This is a genomic window from Arthrobacter sp. K410C, from assembly GCF_059090105.1.
The window spans coordinates 224,080-243,156 of record NZ_JBNHFJ010000005.1 but is presented as its reverse complement, the minus strand read 5'-3'; the positions used below and the strand labels follow the sequence as shown (position 1 = coordinate 243,156).

General features: G+C 68.2%; 19 protein-coding genes. 11 read left to right on the top strand and 8 right to left on the bottom strand.

Annotation, left to right across the window (positions count from 1 at the left end; translation table 11 throughout):
* The first annotated feature begins 34 nt into the window (after positions 1-34).
* The 4 genes from AC5RU7_RS10680 to AC5RU7_RS10665 all read left to right on the top strand — a co-directional run bounded on the left by AC5RU7_RS10680 (position 35) and on the right by AC5RU7_RS10665 (position 4,778).
* The gene (locus tag AC5RU7_RS10680) at positions 35-736 is read left to right on the top strand and encodes an SDR family oxidoreductase (protein WP_494052187.1); all 702 of its coding nucleotides are present in this window, start codon (positions 35-37) and stop codon (positions 734-736) included.
* Between the two features lie 41 nt (positions 737-777).
* A complete protein-coding gene (locus tag AC5RU7_RS10675) occupies positions 778-2,205 on the top strand; it encodes an aldehyde dehydrogenase family protein (RefSeq protein ID WP_494052186.1) in 1,428 nt (475 codons plus the stop codon).
* Complete coding sequence (gene rfaE2 / locus AC5RU7_RS10670; RefSeq protein WP_494052185.1) at positions 2,202-3,734, top strand: D-glycero-beta-D-manno-heptose 1-phosphate adenylyltransferase; 1,533 nt, start codon at positions 2,202-2,204, stop codon at positions 3,732-3,734. Before AC5RU7_RS10675 ends, rfaE2 begins: the two co-directional genes overlap by 4 nt.
* A 96-nt stretch (positions 3,735-3,830) precedes the next feature.
* The gene (locus AC5RU7_RS10665; protein ID WP_494052184.1) at positions 3,831-4,778 is read left to right on the top strand and encodes a spermidine synthase; all 948 of its coding nucleotides are present in this window, start codon (positions 3,831-3,833) and stop codon (positions 4,776-4,778) included.
* On the opposite strand, the gene AC5RU7_RS10660 is transcribed toward AC5RU7_RS10665, so the two are convergent.
* On the bottom strand, positions 4,775-5,671 hold the full coding sequence (locus tag AC5RU7_RS10660) for a LysR family transcriptional regulator (RefSeq protein WP_494052183.1): 897 nt from the start codon (positions 5,669-5,671) through the stop codon (positions 4,775-4,777). The genes AC5RU7_RS10665 and AC5RU7_RS10660 overlap by 4 nt on opposite strands.
* A 128-nt stretch (positions 5,672-5,799) precedes the next feature.
* On the opposite strand from AC5RU7_RS10660, the gene AC5RU7_RS10655 reads away from it, so the two are divergent.
* Positions 5,800-6,588 (top strand): 3-hydroxybutyrate dehydrogenase, encoded by a 789-nt coding sequence (locus AC5RU7_RS10655; RefSeq protein WP_494052182.1) that lies wholly within the window; start codon positions 5,800-5,802, stop codon positions 6,586-6,588.
* Positions 6,589-6,677: 89 nt separating this feature from the next.
* Here AC5RU7_RS10655 and AC5RU7_RS10650 read toward each other — a convergent pair whose 3' ends face one another.
* Both AC5RU7_RS10650 and AC5RU7_RS10645 read right to left on the bottom strand, forming a co-directional pair.
* Positions 6,678-6,941, bottom strand: a complete 264-nt coding sequence (locus tag AC5RU7_RS10650) for a hypothetical protein (RefSeq protein WP_494052181.1) — start codon at positions 6,939-6,941, stop codon at positions 6,678-6,680.
* A 168-nt stretch (positions 6,942-7,109) separates the two neighbouring features.
* The gene (locus AC5RU7_RS10645) at positions 7,110-7,511 is read right to left on the bottom strand and encodes a winged helix-turn-helix transcriptional regulator (protein ID WP_494052180.1); all 402 of its coding nucleotides are present in this window, start codon (positions 7,509-7,511) and stop codon (positions 7,110-7,112) included.
* Between the two features lie 120 nt (positions 7,512-7,631).
* On the opposite strand from AC5RU7_RS10645, the gene AC5RU7_RS10640 reads away from it, so the two are divergent.
* Positions 7,632-8,495, top strand: a complete 864-nt coding sequence (locus AC5RU7_RS10640; RefSeq protein ID WP_494052179.1) for an NmrA family NAD(P)-binding protein — start codon at positions 7,632-7,634, stop codon at positions 8,493-8,495.
* Positions 8,496-8,616: 121 nt separating this feature from the next.
* Here the strand turns inward: AC5RU7_RS10640 and AC5RU7_RS10635 are convergent, their stop codons facing one another.
* Positions 8,617-9,252 (bottom strand): LysE family translocator, encoded by a 636-nt coding sequence (locus AC5RU7_RS10635; RefSeq protein WP_494052178.1) that lies wholly within the window; start codon positions 9,250-9,252, stop codon positions 8,617-8,619.
* Positions 9,253-9,589: 337 nt separating this feature from the next.
* On the opposite strand from AC5RU7_RS10635, the gene AC5RU7_RS10630 reads away from it, so the two are divergent.
* The 5 genes from AC5RU7_RS10630 (at position 9,590) to AC5RU7_RS10610 (ending at position 15,415) form a co-directional block, all read left to right on the top strand.
* A complete protein-coding gene (locus AC5RU7_RS10630; RefSeq protein WP_494052177.1) occupies positions 9,590-10,411 on the top strand; it encodes an IclR family transcriptional regulator in 822 nt (273 codons plus the stop codon).
* Between the two features lie 150 nt (positions 10,412-10,561).
* Entirely contained in the window at positions 10,562-12,259 is a 1,698-nt protein-coding gene (gene hutU, locus AC5RU7_RS10625) for a urocanate hydratase (RefSeq protein WP_494052176.1), read from the top strand.
* A gap of 2 nt (positions 12,260-12,261) precedes the next feature.
* The gene (hutH, locus tag AC5RU7_RS10620; protein ID WP_494052175.1) at positions 12,262-13,905 is read left to right on the top strand and encodes a histidine ammonia-lyase; all 1,644 of its coding nucleotides are present in this window, start codon (positions 12,262-12,264) and stop codon (positions 13,903-13,905) included.
* Positions 13,906-14,068: 163 nt separating this feature from the next.
* On the top strand, positions 14,069-14,305 hold the full coding sequence (locus AC5RU7_RS10615) for a hypothetical protein (protein ID WP_035752228.1): 237 nt from the start codon (positions 14,069-14,071) through the stop codon (positions 14,303-14,305).
* A 246-nt stretch (positions 14,306-14,551) separates the two neighbouring features.
* Positions 14,552-15,415, top strand: coding sequence for a fumarylacetoacetate hydrolase family protein (locus tag AC5RU7_RS10610; protein WP_494052174.1), 864 nt, complete (start codon positions 14,552-14,554; stop codon positions 15,413-15,415).
* On the opposite strand, the gene AC5RU7_RS10605 is transcribed toward AC5RU7_RS10610, so the two are convergent.
* The 4 genes from AC5RU7_RS10605 to AC5RU7_RS10590 all read right to left on the bottom strand — a co-directional run bounded on the left by AC5RU7_RS10605 (position 15,412) and on the right by AC5RU7_RS10590 (position 19,018).
* Complete coding sequence (locus tag AC5RU7_RS10605; protein WP_494052173.1) at positions 15,412-15,804, bottom strand: universal stress protein; 393 nt, start codon at positions 15,802-15,804, stop codon at positions 15,412-15,414. The two genes, AC5RU7_RS10610 and AC5RU7_RS10605, sit on opposite strands and share 4 nt — an antisense overlap.
* A gap of 63 nt (positions 15,805-15,867) precedes the next feature.
* Positions 15,868-17,508: a tripartite tricarboxylate transporter permease gene (locus AC5RU7_RS10600; protein WP_494052172.1), complete on the bottom strand. Its 1,641-nt coding sequence runs from the start codon at positions 17,506-17,508 to the stop codon at positions 15,868-15,870.
* Complete coding sequence (locus AC5RU7_RS10595; protein ID WP_494010936.1) at positions 17,508-18,011, bottom strand: tripartite tricarboxylate transporter TctB family protein; 504 nt, start codon at positions 18,009-18,011, stop codon at positions 17,508-17,510. The genes AC5RU7_RS10600 and AC5RU7_RS10595 overlap by 1 nt, the downstream gene beginning before the upstream one ends.
* On the bottom strand, positions 18,008-19,018 hold the full coding sequence (locus AC5RU7_RS10590; RefSeq protein ID WP_494052171.1) for a Bug family tripartite tricarboxylate transporter substrate binding protein: 1,011 nt from the start codon (positions 19,016-19,018) through the stop codon (positions 18,008-18,010). The genes AC5RU7_RS10595 and AC5RU7_RS10590 overlap by 4 nt, the downstream gene beginning before the upstream one ends.
* Between the last annotated feature and the right edge of the window lie 59 nt (positions 19,019-19,077).

Below are 19,077 nucleotides of genomic sequence, written 5' to 3'. Positions count from 1 at the left end.
GCACGACATCGTATTTCCCATTGAAAGGAACACCATGACCGCAGAATCGCATGCACCCGGCCGCGTCCTCGTTACCGGAGGGGCCTCCGGACTGGGCGCCGCCGTCGTCGAGGCCGTCCTCAACGCGGGTGGCACCCCGGTGGTGCTGGACCGCGACATCAGCAACGTCTCCGGCGTGAAGGCCTTCGAAGTGGACGTCGCCGACCGCCTGGCGGTGGAGGCCGCGGTGCGCGAAGCCGCCGAGACGGTGGGCGGGCTGGACGCGGTGGTCACTGCAGCCGGGATCGACCGCTGCGGCAAGCTGGCCGACGTCGAAGCCACGGAATGGGAAAAGGTCATCGGGGTGAACCTGATGGGCACCGTGTCCGTGGTCCGGGCCGCGCTGCCGTACCTCAAGTCCACCCATGGCCGGGTGGTCACGGTCGCCTCCACGCTTGGCAAGCGCGCTGTAGCTGACGCAACGGCCTACTGCGCCTCCAAGTTCGGCGTGGTGGGCTTCAGCCACGCGCTCGCCGCGGAGACCGGCGGGGAAATCGGCGTCACCACCATGATCCCGGGCGGGATGAAGACCCGCTTCTTCGACGACCGCACCGAACAGTACAAGCCGCAGGACGATTCGCGGCTCAACGATCCGGCGAACGTGGCCCAGGCCATCCTGTTCGCGCTGTCCCAGCCGAAGGGCTGCGAAGTCCGCGAGATGCTGGTCTGCCACGAGGAGGAGGGCTCCTGGCCCTAAGCCCCCAGACCGGCCCTGCATGAACCGACGGGAGGAACCCCATGCCTACAACAGCCACCGAAACCACCATCAGCCAGGACACCGCCAGCGGATCCGGCATCACCATCCGGAATCCGCGCACCGGTGACATCCTGTGGACGGTGCCCGAAGCCGGACCAGGTGCAGTGGACCATGCCGTGGAAGTGGCACGCAGCGCCACCGGCGAATGGGCAGCCACGGCACCGGCAGAACGGGGAGCGGCGCTGCGCGCCGCTGCCCGGGCGCTCGACGCCGCAGCGCAGGAACTGGCCGGTCTCAACGCCAGCGAAACAGGCCGCCCGGTGGAGGAAGCGCTCGCCGGGATCGCGGCAGGCGTTTCCACCCTGGAGCAGTACGCCGAACTCGGCCCGGTGCACCGTGGCCACAGCCTCCGCGGAAACCGGCTCGCCTCCGATTACACGGTGGCTGAACCACGGGGCGTGGCGGTCCTGCTGACGCCCTGGAATGATCCGGTGGCGGTGGCCTGTGGCCTTATCGGCGCAGCCCTGGTCACCGGCAACACCGTGATCCACAAGCCCAGCGAGCGGTGCCCGCGCCTGGGCGAGGCGCTCGGCGAGGTCCTGGCGCCGGCCTTCCCGCCCGGGGTGTTCCTCACGGTCAACGGCGGCGCGGAGGTGGGCGCCCTGTTGTCGCAGGCAGAGGTGGATGTGCTGGCGCACGTGGGCTCCAGCGCCTCGGGCGCCCGGATCGCCCGGGCCGGGGCGCTGACCGGCGCCCACGTGATTAGGGAGAACGGCGGCAACGATCCACTGCTCGTGGACAGCGATGTGGATCCCGCCTGGGCCGCCGGCCAGGCGGCCATCGGCGCCTTCAGCAACAGCGGGCAGATCTGCACAGCGGTGGAACGGATCTACGTCCACAAGGCCATCGCGGAGGAGTTTTGCGCCGCCCTGCAGGCAGAGGCCGCGCAGCGCAACAGCAACGGCACCGTGGCGCCGCTGGTGGACCTGCGTATGCGCGACGAGGTCCACGCCCAGGTTGCCGAGGCCCTGGAACAGGGTGCCCGGGCAGTTGAAGGCGGGACCCTGCCGGACGGGCCGGGGTCCTTCTACCCGGCCACGGTGCTGCTGGACTGCACAGAGGGAATGCAGGTGATGACAGAGGAGACATTCGGCCCGGTTGCCCCGGTGCAGGTGGTGGAGACGTTCGACGACGGCCTGCGCCTGGCATGCAGCGGCAGGTATGGCCTCGCCGCCACAGTCCTGAGCGGCAATATCGCGCACATCCAGCAGGCGGTGGCTGCCCTGCCGGTGGGAACCGTCAAGGTCAATGAGGTGTTCGGCGGCGCCCCGGGTGGTGCCGCACAGCCACGCGGCGAAAGCGGGCACGGGTTCGGTTACGGACCGGAGCTGCTGGACGAGTTCAGCCAGGTGAAGGTGGTGCACATTGCTGCCCCGCCCGCTAGGACCCCAGGAAAGGACCAGCCATGAGCACGTCTCCAGAAGCCGTGGACCTCTCCAGCCAGCGGGCGCTGTCCGAGTGGCTGCCCGGGCGCCTGGCGGCGGAGGAACCCCGCATCCTGGTGGTTGGCGACCTCATGCTGGACGGCTGGTGGAGCGGCACCATTGAGCGGCTTTGCCGCGAGGCGCCCGCCCCGGTGGTGGACATCCAGATCCGGGAGTCCGTTCCCGGCGGCGCAGCCAACACCGCCATGAACCTGGCCGCCCTGGGTGCCCGGGTTTCCGTGGCCGGGATCATCGGCACCGACGACGCCGGCGTGGACCTGCGCAACCAGCTGGTGGCGGCCGGCATCGACGTCCGGCACCTGCACACCCATCCGGACATGGTGACCACCACCAAGACCAGGATCAGCAGCGGCGGGCAGGTGATGCTGCGCCTGGACGACTCAGCCAGGACTGTGCCGGCCGAAGCCCTGGCCGCGCTGGCCGCCTCGGTGCGCGCCGCCGTCGAACGCCAGGATGCCGTCCTGGTTTGCGACTACGGGAACGGCGTCCTTGCCGGGCCGGTGCAGGCGGGACTGGTGGAGACGCTGGGGGCCCGGGAGGGCACGGTGCGGCGGCCGCTGGTGGTGGTCGACTCGCACGATCCCCGCCCCTGGGCCCCGCTGCGGCCGGACCTGGTCACACCGAACGCGCAGGAAACGGCGCGGCTCCTGGACGTGCGGCTGCCCGACGGGCAGGAACGCGTGGACGCCGTGGGCGCGCAGGCGGAAGCGCTGCTCGCTGCCACCGGCGCCCGGGCGGTGGTGGTCACCCTGGACCGCGACGGCACGGTGCTGTTAACCTCCGACGGCGTCCGGCACCGCACATGGGCGCGGCCGGCGGCCGAGAAGCAGGCCTCCGGTGCCGGCGACACATTCGTTGCGGCACTCACGCTGGGCCGCTCGGCCGGGCTGCCCCTGACGGCAAGCCTGGACCTGGCGCAGTCCGCAGCCGATGTGGTGGTGCACCAGGCGGGCACGTCGGTCTGCAGCACGGAACAGCTGAGCCGCTACCTGCGAGCCTTCGCGGACACCGCACTGGGCGCCGACGAACTGGAACGGCAGCTCGGGGTGCACCGGGCCCAGGGCCAGCGGATCGTGCTGACCAACGGCTGCTTCGACGTGCTGCACAGCGGGCACACCCGCTACCTCAACCAGGCCAAGCAGCTGGGCGACATCCTGGTAGTGGCCCTCAACAGCGACTCCTCCGTCCGCCGGCTCAAGGGCGCGGGCCGGCCCATCAACGCCGTGGGTGACCGGGCCGCCGTGGTGGCTGCGCTCAGCTGCGTGGACTACGTGACCGTCTTCGACACGCCCACCGCCGAGCCGCTCATCCGGCAACTCCGCCCGGAGGTCTACGCCAAGGGCGGTGACTACACCCCGGAGATGCTGGCGGAGACCCCTGCGGTGGAGGAGTACGGAGGCCGGGTGGCCATCCTGGACTACGTGGCGGAACGCTCCACCACCGCCGTGGTCAACCGGATCCGGGACGGCGAGGGTGCCGCTTCGGCCATCTAGGTGCTTTCCCCCGGGCCCGCGCTGCGCCCGCTTCCGGTGCGGCGCGGCCCCGGTGGTCATTTAGGGTTGAAGCATGACTGAGGCGCGGCACGGGTAATGGCGAAACGCGGAAAGTCAGGGGGCCGGGGCGGCAGGACCGCGGCGGTCACAGCCGAACAGCCCAAGGGGACAAAGCCCGGCGGCCCCGTGGAGGGCGTCTACGACATCGATACCGGCGACTGCGAGCTGATCGCGGACCAGGACAACTCCACCGGCTGGCTCCTGAAGATCAATGGCGTCATGAGCTCGCACATCGACCTCGCCGACCCGCTGTTCCTCGACTTCGAGTACATGCGCTGGATGGCGGCGCTGATCGAGTCGCGCTGGCCGCCGTCGGGCATTGCTTCCGCAGGATCCGCCGCCGCGGCCGGCACCGCTTCCCGGCTGCGCGGGCTGCATTTAGGCGGCGGCGCTTGCTCGCTGGCCCGCTACTTTGCCACCGCCTACCCCGACGCGCGGCAGGTGGTGGTGGAGCTCGACGGGAAGCTGGCCGAATATGTCCGCGGCTGGTTCGACCTTCCCAAGGCGCCGCTGCTGCGCCTGCGGGTGGGGGAAGCCCGCCAGGTGACGGAGACCCTGACCCCGGACACCCGGGACTTCATCATCCGGGACGTCTTTGCCGGCGCCCTGACCCCGCGCCCGCTGACCACCGCCGAGTTCAACCAGCACGTCCGCCGGGTCCTCGCCCCGGGCGGTTTGTATGTGGTGAACTCGGGCGACGGCCCGGACCTCAGGAACGCACGCGAGGACGCCGCCACCATCGCGGCCGCCTTCGCGCACACCGTCATCATCGCCGATCCCGCCATGCTGAAGGGCAGGCGCTACGGGAACATGGTGATGGCGGGCAGCGACGTTCCCTTTGAGGACGATCCACAGCTTGCCCGCAGGCTGCTGGGCGGCGCCGTCCCTGCGCACCTCTGGGACGACGCCCAGGTCCGGGCCTTCGCTGCCGGCGCCCCGGTCCGCCACGACCCGCCGGCCGGTACGGCCCCGCCGGCAGTCTAGCCGCGCCCCAGCAGTGCCTCACGGTGGGCGTCCATTTGGTCCCGCAGCGCCTGCACCACGGCCGCGACGGCGGGGCGGCGCAGTGAGTCCGGCCGCAGGACCATCCAGTAGGGGAGCAGCTCGGCGATTTCGTCCGGCAGCAGCCTCACCAGGTCATCGTGGAGGTCGCCCATGAAACAGGGCAGGAACCCCACGCCCGCGCCGGCCCGCGTGGCCTCCACATGGACGAAGACGTTGGTGGACGTCAGCCCGTCCCGCATGGCGGGGACCAGCCGGCGCGGCGCGTCCAGGTCGTCCACCTGCAGCATCGAGTCCACGAAATACACCAGCGGGTGCTCGTTGAGCTCTGCCACGCTGCCGGGCGTCCCATGATCTGCAAGGTAGGCCCGTGAGGCGTACATGCCCAGCATGTATTCGCCCAGCCGCACGGCTTCGGCGCGGTGCACCTGCGGCTCACCCACCACCACTTCGATGTCCAGCCCCGAACGCTGCTGCAGAGCCCGCCGGGTCATGGTCACCACCTCCACGCTGAGCCCGGGGTGGTCACGGCGGAGCCGGGCCACCGCAGGAGCCGCAATGTAGGCACTGAACCCGTCCGTCGCCGTCATGCGCACGACGCCGGTTATCGGGTCGGGTGCCTTGCCCGCCGGTCCCAGCGTGCCCAGGACGGCCTCCACCTGCTCGGCCACATGCACCGCCTGCTGGCCCAGTTCGGTCAGCTCCCAGCCGCCCGCCGCACGGGCAAGGACGCGGCCGCCCAGCGCCTTCTCCAGCGCAGCGATCCTGCGCGAGACGGTGGTGTGGTTCAGCCCCAAAGCCTGGGCCGCCGTCGTAAATTTAGCCGAGCGGGACACTGCGAGCAGGACCAGGAGGTCATCCGGATTGGCGTTCATATCTGCAATTCTGCACATGGCGGGTGCCGGTTTGGTCATTGTAGCCACATGTTTGTGCAGCAATACTCAGGGTAACCGTCAGTACTGGAGACCGCAGCACGTGTCAGTGTGGACACCAAGGAGAAACAGTGAGCGCAGAGCAACGACCCGCAAACCAGGCAGCCGGGTCCGGCGGTGATTTGAACGGCCGGAAGGCGCTGGTCACGGGCGGCGCCAGCGGAATCGGAGCAGCATGCGTGCGGGAGCTCGCGGCCCACGGCGCCAAGGTGGTGGTGGCCGACGTCGACTCCGCCGGCGCTGCCGCGCTCGCCGATGAGGTGGGCGGCACCTCCTGGGCTGTGGACCTGCTGGACGTGGACCGGCTCGCCACCCTGAGCCTGGACTGCGACATCCTGGTGAACAACGCCGGGATCCAGCGCGTCAGCCCCATCGAGGAGTTCGATCCTGCAGAATTCCGGCGGATCCTCACCCTGATGCTGGAAGCCCCGTTCCTGCTGGTCCGGGCCGCCCTGCCGCACATGTACGCGAACGGGTTCGGCCGCATCATCAATGTGTCCTCCGTGCACGGCCTCCGGGCTTCGCCCTTCAAGAGCGCCTACGTGTCCGCCAAGCATGGACTGGAGGGGCTGAGCAAGGTGACCGCGCTGGAAGGCGGCGAGCACGGCGTGACGTCCAACTGCATCAACCCCGGCTATGTCCGCACTCCGCTGGTGGAGAAGCAGCTGGCGGACCAGGCCGCGGTGCACGGCATTCCCGAGTCCGAAGTCCTGGCCAAGGTGATGCTTACCGAGTCCGCCATCAAGCGCCTGGTGGAGCCGGAGGAGGTGGCATCGCTGGTGGCCTGGCTTGCATCGGCCCGTGCGGGAATGGTCACCGGCGCCAGTTACACCATTGACGGCGGCTGGTCCGCAAAGTAGCCACCCCCTCGAAGTTTTTGTCCAGATATGGCGGGATAAACGGCTGTGAAGTCGCCATACCTGGACAAAAACTCCTTGTTGTTGGGGGGTCAGTCCAGCCGTTTGAGCTGCCGATGGTCGTAGAAGAAGACGCCCTGTGCGGTGTCCACGCCCGCACTCGTCCCCTGCAGGAACACCACCAGCCCCTCGTGCCGGCCCTTGAAGGGATCGTCACCCACTACGGCGTCACCGATCTTGAAGGGCGAACGGGGAGCGAAGGACCTCCGGACCCGGGTCCAGGTGTGCTTTGCTGCCCCGGCCAGGCTGACGGGCCGGCCCAAGCTGTAGGGGTCCCGGACTTCGGCTTTGACCATGCTTACCAACTCCTCGAAAGCGGCACGGGCCGCTCACTGGCGGTGCAGGTCAACCGGAACGCTCCCAGCAGAGGGCGGCCCTCCCATTCCGGCTGGCACCTTACGCCAAAGCTATGCGCTATTCACACCAGTCACACCAGTAACAGGTACTCACGTTCGCTGAAGCGGCTACTTACCTGCCCCTGCTCCGGCTCCGCGCCCGCCGTTGATGATCTCATCGGCGTTGTCGAAGGCCCAGGCAACCAGCGGGACCAGCAGTCCGCTGAGCTCATAGCCCTTTTCGGTGAGACTGTAGTCGACGCGTGGTGGAATGACCGGCTGGGCGTTCCTGCTGACCAGGCCGTCGCGCTCCAGGGTCCTTAGCGTCTGGGCCAGCATCTTTTCGCTGATGCCTTCGGCCCGCCGTCGTAATTCGCTCCACCGCTGCTCTCCTTCGGACAGCGAGAGCAGGATCAGAACGCCCCATTTGCTGGTGACATGGTCCAGCAGCGTCCGGCTGGGGCACCCGGCCGGGAACACGCCGTCGGCAAAGCTTCCGGGCAGCGGGGACGGATGCGTTGTGGCTTCCATGGAGCCAGCTTACCGTGAGGTCAGTACCTTACTTCAAAGTGCGTACTCTCTTTCGGGAAGTTATTCCCCGAGGCCGGGGTTGTGCCCTTCGACAGGCTAAACCAACTGAAAGGACCCATTGTGAGCATCGTCGTAACAGGAGCCACCGGACAACTCGGCCGCCACGTCATCGAGGCACTGCTGGAGCGCAACGTTCCCGCCCAGGACATCGTGGCCGCCGGGCGCTCCGTCGACAAGCTGGCGGACTTCGCGGAGCAGGGCGTCCAGGTCCGGCGGATGGACTATGCGGACGCGGCGTCCGTGGCTGCGGCCCTGCAGGGTGCGCACAGGGTGCTGCTGGTTTCCGGCAGCGAGGTGGGCCAGCGGGTGGAGCAGCACCGCACGGTGATCAAGGCCGCGAAGGCCGAAGGCGTGGAGCTGCTGGCCTACACCAGCATTGCCAACGCCGATACCACGGGCATGCTGCTGGCCGCCGAGCATAAGGAGACGGAAGCCGTCCTCAGCGGATCGGGCGTCCCGTTCGTCCTGCTGCGCAACGGCTGGTACCTGGAAAACTACACGGGGCAGCTGCCGGGAACCCTCGCGCAGGGTGCGCTCGCCGGCGCCGCGGGCTCCGGCAGGGTCAGCGGTGCCGCCAGGGCTGACTACGCGCACGCGGCCGCGGCCGTCCTGGTTGCTGACGGGCAGGCGGGCAAGGTGTACGAGCTGGGCGGTGACGTAGCTTTCACCATGACCGACCTGGCCGCCGAGATCACCGCTGCTACCGGCAAGGACATCAGCTACAACGACCTGCCCGCGGAGGATTACGCGGGCCTGCTCGCCGGCGCCGGCGTTCCGGCTGCCTTCGCGGAGATCCTCGCCGACTCGGACCTGGGCATCGCCCGCGGCGACCTGCTGGTCAGCACGGGCGACCTGCGCAGGCTGATTGGACGGCCGACGACGTCCCTCGCCGAGGCGGTGCGGTCCGCGGCCGCCGCAGCCTGACGAACGCTTCGCACTTCCCGACGCTCTCGCACATCCTGCAGCTTGCGGGTCAACCCCCTATCACCCGGTGAGAGAGGGATCCAAAATACCGTGCATCAAGTGAGAGAGCGTCGGGAGGGGGTCAGGACTTGCTGCCCGTGAGGGCGAGGGTGCCGCCCAGCCCAATCATCAGTGCTCCGCCCGTGGCCTCCACGGCGTCCACCCTGTGCGGCGACCGGGCAAACCACTGCCGGGCTGTGCCGGCGGCGATGGCCCAGAGGCTGTCCGAAACCAGGGCGATCAGCAGGAATACCGCGCCCAGCAGGCCCAGCTGCAGGGGGATGGCGCCGGAGGGATAGTCCACGAACTGGGGCAGGACGGCAACGAAGAACACCACGGATTTGGGGTTGGTGGCACCCACAATGGCTCCCTGCCCCACCAGCCGCCAAGGCGCCGAGGAGGTGGGGCTCTGGTCAGGCGCGGACGGCCTCCGGTGATGCCGGATTGCCTGCACGCCCAGATAAACGAGGTAGGCGGCCCCGGCAAACTTCACGATGCTGAAGAGAACCACCGACTGCGCCACCACGACCCCCACCCCCAGGGCCACGGCAGCCACCTGGACCAGCTGCCCCGCCGCATTCCCCAGGACGGTGAGGACGCCGCCCTTCCAGCCGAGGGCAAGGGAACGGCCGATCACGAAGAGCACGCTCGGCCCCGGGACGGCAATAAGCACCACCGAGGCGAGCGAAAACGCCAGCAGGTTGGAGAGGGGAACCATGCCTGATTTTAGTCCCGGGACGGCGCTGGCGGCACTGGACGTGCCATACCCGATCAGCCTTCCCGGGCAGGCCGGCCCACGGGCAAGGGGACGTTTCGTCCATGAGGTCGGCCCGGCGTCGTCCGCTGCCCTTCACCCACAAGTGGTAGGCGTTGTCTTTGGTCTCAGACACCCCGGATGCAACAGGGGCGGAAAACAAAATCCCTTCGCCTGTTCTTGCCAACGTCTGGGATACCAGACACCGGACCCCTTGGATTAAGACTTAAAGGTCCTCCGGGGGCGCATCCTAGTGTATGGGATACCGGACAGTACCGGTTTCCTGGAGGAAGGAGTACCGGTGCCAGTGACGGAAACCCAACTGACCCCCGCGCGCGAAGCAAAGGCGGCGTCGAAAGTTCCTGCGGCCGAAAACACGCTGCGCATCCTGAAGCTGCTCGCGTCCCGCCGGGGGCCGATGGCAGCGTCCCAGATCGCCGCGACACTCGGACTGCCACGCTCCAGCGTCTACCACCTGCTGGGGGTCATGGAGGCCAACGGCTTTGTGCTCCACCTGCATGAGGAGCAGCGCTACGGGCTGGGGATCAGCGCGTTCGAGCTCAGTTCCGCCTACTCCCGCCAGGAGCCGCTGTCCCGGCTGGGCCGCCCGCTGATGGCGTCACTCGTGGACGCCATTGGCGAGAGTGCGCACCTGGCCGTGCTGCACGGCCGGGACGTGCTGTACATCGTGGAGGAGCGGGCCAAGAACCGTCCGTCCCTGGTGACCGACGTCGGCGTCCGGCTTCCCAGCCACCTCACCGCCAGCGGGCGCGCCATCCTCGCCGCCCTGCCCAAGTCCCAGGTCCGCGCGCTGTACCCGAACGCGGCTGCGTTCACGGCCCGGCATGAGACCGAGGCGCCCATCATGAAGTACTCCGCGCTGTCCTCCCACCTGGACCGGGTCCGGCAGCGCGGCTACGCCACCGAGCACGGCGAGGTGACGCCGGGGTTCGGGTCCATCGCTGCCGCCGTCACCGATCACTTGGGCTGGCCCACGGCTGCCGTCGCAGTGACCTTCCTCGAGGACAAGCTGGCAGCCGACGAGTGGCCCGCCCTGGCCGCCCGCGTCCAGAAGGTAGCCGACGAACTATCGGTCCGGATCCACGGACGCCCCGGCAAGTAGGCCTGGGCCGACGATTGGGGAAGAGGCCCCGGGGGTTGTCTGGAATGCCGGACAGCGCCCACGAAAAACCCCTGTGAACCCCCTTCCCAAAGGGCTTTAGTTGATACAGAAGTTCTTTTCCACCACTGACACACATGAAAAGGAGCCATCATGGCACCCGCCGATTTCACTACCGGTGCCCGCCCGGTCAAAGCTGCCCGCGGCACCGGGCTCACCGCCAAGTCCTGGCAGACCGAAGCGCCATTGCGCATGCTGATGAACAACCTGGACCCCGAGGTGGCCGAGCGCCCGGATGACCTGGTGGTCTACGGCGGCACCGGCCGTGCTGTCCGTTCCTGGGCCGCGTTTGACGCCATCACCCGGACCCTGGAAACCATGGAAAAGGACGAGACCCTGCTGGTCCAGTCCGGCAAGCCGGTGGGTGTGTTCCGCACCAACGAATGGGCGCCACGGGTGCTGCTGGCCAACTCCAACCTGGTGGGGGACTGGGCCACGTGGCCGGAGTTCCGCCGGCTCGAGGCCGAGGGCCTGATGATGTACGGCCAGATGACTGCCGGGTCCTGGATTTACATCGGCACGCAGGGAATCCTGCAGGGCACCTTCGAGACCTTCGCCGCGATCGCCCGCAAGCTCACCGGCGACGAGAACGGCACCCTCGCCGGCACCCTCACGCTCACCGGCGGCTGCGGCGGCATGGGCGGCGCCCAGCCGCTGGCCGTCACGCTGAACGAAGGCGCCTGCCTGATTGTCGACGTCGACGAGACCCGCCTGCGCCGCCGCGCCGGCAAGCGCTACCTCGACGAGGTGGAGACGGACCTCGACGCCGCCATCGCCAAGGTGCTGGCGGCCAAGGAAGAGCGCCGCGGCTGGTCCGTGGGCTACGTGGGGAACGCCGCCGAGGTCTTCCCGGAAATCCTCCGCCGCCACAAGGCCGGGGAACTGACCGTGGACATCGTGACCGACCAGACCTCGGCCCACGACCCACTGTCCTACCTGCCCGAAGGCATTTCCGTGGCCGAGTGGCACCGCGAGGCCGAGGCGGATCCGGAAGGCTTCACCAAGAAGGCCCAGGCCTCGATGGCCCGGCACGTCCAGGCCATGGTGGAGTTCCAGGACGCCGGCGCCGAGGTCTTCGACTACGGCAACTCGATCCGCGACGAGGCCCGAAAGGGCGGCTACGAGCGCGCTTTCGAGTTCCCCGGCTTCGTCCCGGCGTACATCCGGCCGTTATTCTGCGAGGGCCTGGGCCCGTTCCGCTGGGTGGCGCTGTCCGGCGACCCCGAGGACATCCGCGTCACCGACGAAGCCATCAAGGAACTCTTCCCGGAAAACCAGCACCTGCACCGCTGGATCGACGCCGCCCAGGAACGCGTGGAGTTCGAAGGCCTGCCGGCCCGCATCTGCTGGCTCGGCTACGGCGAACGGCACAAGGCGGGGCTGCTGTTCAACCAGCTCGTCAAGGAAGGCAAGGTCAAGGCCCCCATCGTAATCGGCCGCGACCACCTCGACTCCGGCTCCGTCGCCTCCCCGTACCGCGAAACCGAGGCCATGGCCGACGGCTCCGACGCGATCGCCGACTGGCCCCTGCTCAACGCCCTGCTGAACACCGCCTCCGGCGCCACCTGGGTGTCCCTGCACCACGGCGGCGGCGTGGGCATCGGCCGCTCCATCCACGCGGGGCAGGTCTCCGTGGCCGACGGCACCGACCTTGCCGCCGAAAAGCTCGAACGGCTCCTCACCAACGACCCCGGCATGGGCGTCATCCGCCACGCCGACGCCGGCTACGACCGCGCCCTTGACGTCGCCAAGGAACGCGGCGTCCGCATCCCCATGAACGAGAGCAAGTAATCATGATCCCCACGAACTCCCTAACCTCGCAGGCTCGGCCAGGGAACCCTGTCCGCGTCGCCCCAGCCCATGAACCGCTGACCGTTACCCTCGGCTCCAGCGGCGTCACTCCCGAGGATGTGCTCGCCGTCGCGCGCCACAACGCCAACGTGGCCATCGCGCCTGAGGCCCTCGACGCCGTCGCCAAAGTCCGCGCCCACATCGACAGCCTGGCCGCCAGCGACACCCCGGCCTACGGCATCTCCACCGGCTTCGGCGCCCTGGCCAACCGGCACATTCCCGCTGAACTGCGCACCCAGCTGCAGAAGTCCCTGATCCGCAGCCACGCCGCCGGGATGGGGCCGGCGGTGGAACGCGAAGTGGTGCGCGGCATCATGTTCCTGCGTGCCAAGACCCTGGCATCGGGCCGCACCGGCGTCCGTCCCGTGGTCCTGCAAACCATGGTGGACGTGCTCAACGCCGGCATCACCCCGGTGGTCCGCGAGTTCGGCTCGCTCGGTTGCTCCGGCGACCTCGCCCCGCTCTCGCACTGCGCCCTGGTGCTGATGGGCGAGGGTGAAGCGGAAGGGCCCGACGGCGTCCGTTACGGCGGGCAGGGACAGCGGCCTGTCGCCGAACTGCTTGCAGAGCACGGCATCGAACCCGTCATCCTCGCCGAAAAGGAGGGCCTTGCCCTCGTCAACGGCACCGAGGGCATGCTGGGCATGCTCCTCATGGCCATCGCCGACCTCCGCCAGCTGCTGACGACGGCGGACATCACCGCCGCGCTCAGCGTCGAGGCGCTGCTCGGCACCGACCAGGTGTTCCTGCCGGAGCTGCACGCAGCCCTGCGTCCCCACCCGGGACAGGCCGCCAGTGCGGACAACATGCTGCGCGTGCTTTCCAACTCACCGATCGTGGCCTCGCACCGGGTGGGCGACTCCCGCGTCCAGGATGCGTACTCGCTGCGTTGCGCCCCGCAGGTTGCCGGCGCCGTGCGGGACACGGTGGACCATGCCGAACTCGTGGCCACCCGCGAGCTGGCGGCCGCCATCGACAACCCCGTGGTGCTGCCCGACGGCCGGGTCAGCTCCAACGGCAACTTCCACGGTGCCCCGGTGGCCTACGTCCTGGACTACCTGGCCATCGCTGTGGCAGACCTGAGCTCCATCGCTGAGCGCCGGACGGACCGGATGCTCGATCCCGCCCGCTCACACGGGCTCCCGGCCTTCCTGGCGGCAGATCCTGGAGTGGATTCCGGCCTGATGATCGCCCAGTACACCCAGGCCGGACTGGTGTCGGACAACAAGCGGCTGGCTGTCCCGGCGTCGGTGGACTCCATCCCGAGCTCCGCCATGCAGGAGGACCACGTGTCCATGGGCTGGCATGCGGCCCGCAAGCTGCGGAAGGCCGTGGACAACCTGCGCCGTGTCCTGGCCATTGAGCTGGTCACGTCGGCCCGGGCCCTTGACATCCGCATCCAGCTCTCCGGGGGCGTCCTGACGCCGGGTCCTGCTGGCGCCGCCGTGGTGGCAGCCCTCCGCGACGTGGTGGACGGGCCCGGAACGGACCGCTTCCTTTCTCCGGAACTGGAAACGGCTGACCGGCTGGTGGCGTCGGGTGAGGTGCGCAGGGCGGCCGAATCCGCCGTCGGTTCCCTCGCCTGAGAACGAAGGATCTTCGTCTTCTACTACGCTCCGTGTCCACCTGGCGGGATTTTGGGCGACACAGCCATCAGGGGGCTACAGAGTGTAGTAGAACTGAAGGTGTAGTAAAAGTCACATCAAAGAGGCTGTGGCGCAGAACGTATACAAAGGGGTAGAAGTTCAAATGAAAGCACGTGGGGCAGTCCTATCGAGGCGCAATGCCCATTCCGCCGTGGTATCCGACTGGAAGAGCCTTTCCGTTGGTGACCGCGTCGAGATCATCAAGCATGCGCATGTGGTAGCGGCCGGGGAGGTGGAAGAGGTGTCGCAGAGCGGAAACGTGCTGTGGCTTGTGCCCGCGGGGCCAGCGGAAAAACAGCTCTTCCTAAAGTCCGACGGCGTGCAGGTGCGCCGCGGCTAGCAACCCCTGGAGAAACAGCAAAATCCCCGTACCGCCCAAGGCGATGCGGGGATTTGTGCTTAACCGGCTTATGCCGGAAGGGCCGTTGTCAGGCAGCGAGGGCTTCGTAAGTTTCACCGAAGGGTACCGATTCGTCCAGGGCCACGGTGTAGCGAGTGCAGTCACAATCCGTGCGTTTGGCGGGAACCTAGGGGCGTCGGACACTATGAAATCCAGCAAAGCGGCACGGATCAAAGGAGACTCAGCATGAAGCTAATGCGCCTGGGCGAGAGCGGGAACGAGCAGCCGGTGGTCCTGGTGACCACGGGCGATGGTGCCGGCCAATACTTCAGCCTTCTCCCGCTGACCCGCGATGTGGACGGTGACTTCCTGGCGTCCGGTGGTGTTGCCCGGGTCCGGGCCGCGCTGGAAGCGGGAGCACTGCCGGCCGTTGACGACGCGCACAACCTGCGCGTGGGGGCCCCGGTAGCCCGGCCGGGAGCGGTGGTGGGTATCGGCATGAACTATGCGGCCCACGCGGCGGAGTCGGGCTCGGCCCCGCCGGAAGTACCGGTCATGTTCCTCAAGCCCAGCAATACAGTCACCGGGCCCTTCGACAAGGCCGCAGTTCCGCCCCTGTCCAACAAATTCGACTGGGAGGTGGAACTGGGCATCGTTATCGGCCGGGAGGCCAGCTACTTGGAAACCACCGCGGAGGCGGCGGCATGCATCGCCGGCTACGTCACGGCGAATGATCTTTCCGAGCGGGAGTACCAGCTCCCCGGCGCGGCGGGCCAGTGGACCAAGGGTAAAACACTGCCGGGGTCCACGCCCCTGGGTCCGTGGCTCGTGCCGGCAGAGGACATCGACGGCGGGAACCTGCCGCTCAGGAGCTGGGTCAACGGCGAGCCGCGCCAGGATTCGGACACGTCGCAACTGATTTTCGACGCACCCACGCTGGTCCATCACTGCAGCCAGTACATGCGCCTGGAGCCCGGGGATGTGATCCTCACCGGGACCCCGGAGGGGGTGGCGCTGAGCGGCCGCTACCCCTACCTCCAGCCCGGTGATGTGGTGGAGGCAGAGGTGCAGGGACTGGGCCGCCAGCGCCAGGAGCTGGTCCGCCCCTAGCCCGCCTTCACGGCAAGGACGGGGCAGTCCGCTTCCAGCAGGATCCGCTGTGACACGCTGCCCATGATCAGCTTGCCCACCGGGGTCCGGCGTCGCAGGCCGATCACAATCAGCTCGGCATTGTGCTCCTCCGCGGCATCCAGGACCTCGGCTGCGGCATCGTGTCCACGGACCGGCTGCTTGATCTCATGGTCGATGCCCTGGGTTGCCAGGCGGTCCTCGATGCTCTGGATGTCCGGCTCCTGGGCATAGCGGTTGTCCACCAACGCGTCTCCTTTGGAGGAGTTGATGACCAACAGTCTGGTGTTGCTTTTCCGGGCCTCGGTGATGGCCTGGGTCAGGGCTGCTTCGCCTTCGGGGGTCGGGACGTATCCCACCACGATGGTCATGCTGTCTCCTTGGTTCTGGGAAATGTCGGTAGTTCGGATGTGGCGGTGCGCGGTGCCCGCATGCTACCCGCCATCACCATCACCGGCGGCGTCGCCGCCGTCCGCCCGGTGGGAGCCGTGACTGACGGTTCCGCCAGTCTCCCGCGGTGCGGAGGTAGGCTCGGGTGCCGAACGCAGTGAGGCATCACCGGAGGTAGCCGCTGGGGCACCAACGGCCGCCGGCCGGTTGCGGCGCATCAGCTTGAAGATAAACGGCCACGCCAGGATGAGCGCCACGAGGATGTAGACGACGACGGCGATCGGCTCGCTGAAGAGCCCGGCCGGGTCACCGGCGCTGAGCTGCAGGGTCTTGCGGAGCTGCCCTTCGATGCGCGGGCCGAGGATGACGCCAAGGATCAACGGCAGGACCGGAAGGCCGAAGCGCCGCATCATGAAGCCCAGCGCACCCAGGACCAGCAGGACCACAAGGTCGAACGCCTGCAGGTTCACCGAGTAGGCGCCCAGCGTGGCAAAGAAGAGGATGCCGGCATAGAGGTACGGCCGGGGGAGCTGCAGCAGCTTGGCCCACAGGGGTGCCAGCGGCAGGTTGATCAACAGGAGGAGCAGGTTGCCGATGAACAGGCTGGCGATCAGCGCCCACACCAGGGGACCCTGGCTGGAGAAGAGCTGCGGCCCGGGCTGGATTCCGTAGGTGGTGAAGGCGGCCAGCATGACGGCGGCGGTGGCGTTGGTGGGCAGGCCCAGGGCCAGCAGGGGAGTCAGGGTTCCCGCGGCGGCGGCGTTGTTCGCAGCTTCAGGTCCGGCCACGCCCTCAATGGCGCCCTTGCCGAATTCCTCGGGGTGCTTGGAGAGGCGCTTTTCCGTGACGTAGGACAGGAACGTGGGAATCTCGGCACCGCCGGCGGGCAGGGCGCCGAACGGGAAGCCGAAGGCGGTTCCGCGAAGCCACGGCTTCCAGGAGCGCCGCCAGTCCTTCCGGCCCATCCAAGGCCGGCCCACGGGAATGACGTGCAGGGGATTGCGGCGCAGGTGGGCGGCCACCCAGAGCGCCTCACCGACGGCGAAGATGGCTACGGCCACCACCACGATGTCCAGGCCGTCCGCAAGCAGCGGCTGGCCAAAGGTCAGGCGCCGCTGGCCGGTCACGGAGTCGATGCCTACCAGGCCGATGGCCAGGCCGAGGCCCAGCGAGGCGAAACCGCGCAGGCGGGAGGAGCCCAGGACGGCGGTCACGGCCAGCAGGGCCAGGACCATGATGGCGAAGTAGCTGGGGGCGCCCAGGCTGACGGCGAACTCCACCACGATGGGCGCGAAGACGGCGAGGAGGGCGGTGCCGATGGTGCCGGCAACGAAGGAGCCGATGGCCGCCGTCGCAAGTGCCTGCGCCGCGCGGCCTGCCTTGGCCATCTTGTTGCCTTCGATGGCCGTCACCACCGATGACGATTCGCCCGGGGTGTTCAGGAGGATTGAGGTTGTGGAGCCGCCGTACATGCCGCCGTAGTAGATGCCGGCGAACATAATGAAGGCGCTGGTGGGTTCCAGGGCGTAGGTGACCGGAAGCAGCAGCGCCACGGTCATGGCCGGGCCCAGGCCCGGAAGGACGCCGACGGCGGTGCCCAGCAGCACGCCGATCACGGCGTACAGGAAGTTCATTGGGGTCAGGGCGGTGGCGAAACCGTCCATCAGTGAGGACCAGACGTCCATCAGAGGATTCCTTCCAGGAGTCCGGCCGGAAGCGCGATGCCCAGGCCGAGGTAGAAGCCGTAGAAGGTCAGCAGCGAGAGGGCCACGGAGAGGAGCCCGTCCCGGATATAGTGGCGGCTGCCCAATGCCAGGACGCTGCCCCAGAACAGGACAGTCCCGGAGATGACCCAGCCGGCCCAGTCGATGAGCAGGATGTTGAGGATGAACGCGCCTGCCAGGGGAAGGACGGTCTTCCAGTCGGCGGGGTGGCCGAGTTCGATGTCCTCCCCGCCTTCGGCTTCACCCTTGCCGCCGCGCAGGACGTTGACCGCCAGCAGGACGGCGCACACCACCAGCAGCCCGGCCACGATGAACGGGACCGTCTTGGGCCCTACCGGGTCCGACTGGGAATAGGGGACTGACAGGCGGCTGGCGTCAAGGAAGACCAGGACGCCGGCCGCGCCGAGCAGGAGGGCAACCCCCAGCTCGGCGCGGCCTTTCAGGCCGGTTGGCAAGGAGCTCACGCCAGGCCCAGTTTCGTCAGGACGTCCGCCACCCGCTTGTCCTGCTCGGAGAGGAAGGTCTCGAACTCGTCGCCGGTGATGAAGGCATCGGTCCAGCTGTGGGTCTTCAGGGCTTCCTTCCAGCCTTCGCTCTCGTGCATCGTTTCGAGGGCGGCGATCAGGGATGCCTTGTCCTCGTCACTGATGCCGGGAGGGGCCACGATGCCGCGCCAGTTGGTGAACACCAGGTCGATGTTGGATTCCTTCAGCGTGGGTGCGTCCACGCCTTCGAGCCGCTCTTCGCCACTGGTTGCCAGCACGCGGATCTCGCCGGACTCAATCTGCTGCAGGTACTCACCGGCGCCGGAGGCAGCGAAGCCGAGCTTGTTGCCGAGGATCGCGGGCAGCAGGTCGCCACCGCCGTCGTAGGAGACAAAGTTGACCTTGGTGGCGTCAATGCCCACCGCGCCGGCCAGCTGCATGGGAAGCAGGTGGTCCGGGCCGCCGGGGGAGGAGCCCCCGCCCACGGAGATGGAGGCGGGGTCTGCCTTCCATGCGGCCACGAGGTCGTCGATGGTCTTGTACGGGGAGTCCTTGCTGACCATGATGGCGCCGGGCTCTTCGATCAGGCGGGCCAGCGGCGTGGTTTCGGTCAGCTTGGATTCGGACTTGTTGGTGTAGCTCGCGCCAACCACGCCCAGGCCCATGAGCATGGCAAGATCGCCGTTGCCCTTTTCGTTGACAACCCGGGCCAGGCCCACGGTGCCGCCGGCGCCGGCGAGGTTGAAGACCTCGGTGTTGCTGGTGATCTTCTCGTCCTCGAGGACCTTTGCGGCTGCACGGGCTGTGGTGTCGTAACCGCCACCCGGGGTGTTGGGGACCATGATCTGCAGCCCGGTGATGGGCCCGGCGGCCGCGCCGGAGCCTTCCGAACCGGTGGAGCTCTTGCCCGTGGCACCGCAGCCGGTGGCCATCAGGGCGATGCCGGCGGCGACGGCGGCGATTCGCAATGCGCGGATCTGGCGCATGGTGTTCCTCTTCTCTGAAAAACGATCAGCAAGACTGACTGGTGATTCGATGCTAGGTT

What these genes read in the sequence shown, in the direction of transcription:
- AC5RU7_RS10680 (WP_494052187.1), top strand. Translation starts at nt 35, where the DNA reads ATGACCGCAGAATCGCATGCACCCGGCCGCGTCCTCGTTACCGGAGGG.
- AC5RU7_RS10675 (WP_494052186.1), top strand. Translation starts at nt 778, where the DNA reads ATGCCTACAACAGCCACCGAAACCACCATCAGCCAGGACACCGCCAGC.
- rfaE2 (WP_494052185.1), top strand. Translation starts at nt 2,202, where the DNA reads ATGAGCACGTCTCCAGAAGCCGTGGACCTCTCCAGCCAGCGGGCGCTG.
- AC5RU7_RS10665 (WP_494052184.1), top strand. Translation starts at nt 3,831, where the DNA reads ATGGCGAAACGCGGAAAGTCAGGGGGCCGGGGCGGCAGGACCGCGGCG.
- AC5RU7_RS10660 (WP_494052183.1), bottom strand. Translation starts at nt 5,671, where the DNA reads ATGAACGCCAATCCGGATGACCTCCTGGTCCTGCTCGCAGTGTCCCGC.
- AC5RU7_RS10650 (WP_494052181.1), bottom strand. Translation starts at nt 6,941, where the DNA reads ATGGTCAAAGCCGAAGTCCGGGACCCCTACAGCTTGGGCCGGCCCGTC.
- AC5RU7_RS10645 (WP_494052180.1), bottom strand. Translation starts at nt 7,511, where the DNA reads ATGGAAGCCACAACGCATCCGTCCCCGCTGCCCGGAAGCTTTGCCGAC.
- AC5RU7_RS10635 (WP_494052178.1), bottom strand. Translation starts at nt 9,252, where the DNA reads ATGGTTCCCCTCTCCAACCTGCTGGCGTTTTCGCTCGCCTCGGTGGTG.
- hutU (WP_494052176.1), top strand. Translation starts at nt 10,562, where the DNA reads ATGGCACCCGCCGATTTCACTACCGGTGCCCGCCCGGTCAAAGCTGCC.
- hutH (WP_494052175.1), top strand. Translation starts at nt 12,262, where the DNA reads ATGATCCCCACGAACTCCCTAACCTCGCAGGCTCGGCCAGGGAACCCT.
- AC5RU7_RS10615 (WP_035752228.1), top strand. Translation starts at nt 14,069, where the DNA reads ATGAAAGCACGTGGGGCAGTCCTATCGAGGCGCAATGCCCATTCCGCC.
- AC5RU7_RS10610 (WP_494052174.1), top strand. Translation starts at nt 14,552, where the DNA reads ATGAAGCTAATGCGCCTGGGCGAGAGCGGGAACGAGCAGCCGGTGGTC.
- AC5RU7_RS10605 (WP_494052173.1), bottom strand. Translation starts at nt 15,804, where the DNA reads ATGACCATCGTGGTGGGATACGTCCCGACCCCCGAAGGCGAAGCAGCC.
- AC5RU7_RS10600 (WP_494052172.1), bottom strand. Translation starts at nt 17,508, where the DNA reads ATGGACGTCTGGTCCTCACTGATGGACGGTTTCGCCACCGCCCTGACC.
- AC5RU7_RS10590 (WP_494052171.1), bottom strand. Translation starts at nt 19,018, where the DNA reads ATGCGCCAGATCCGCGCATTGCGAATCGCCGCCGTCGCCGCCGGCATC.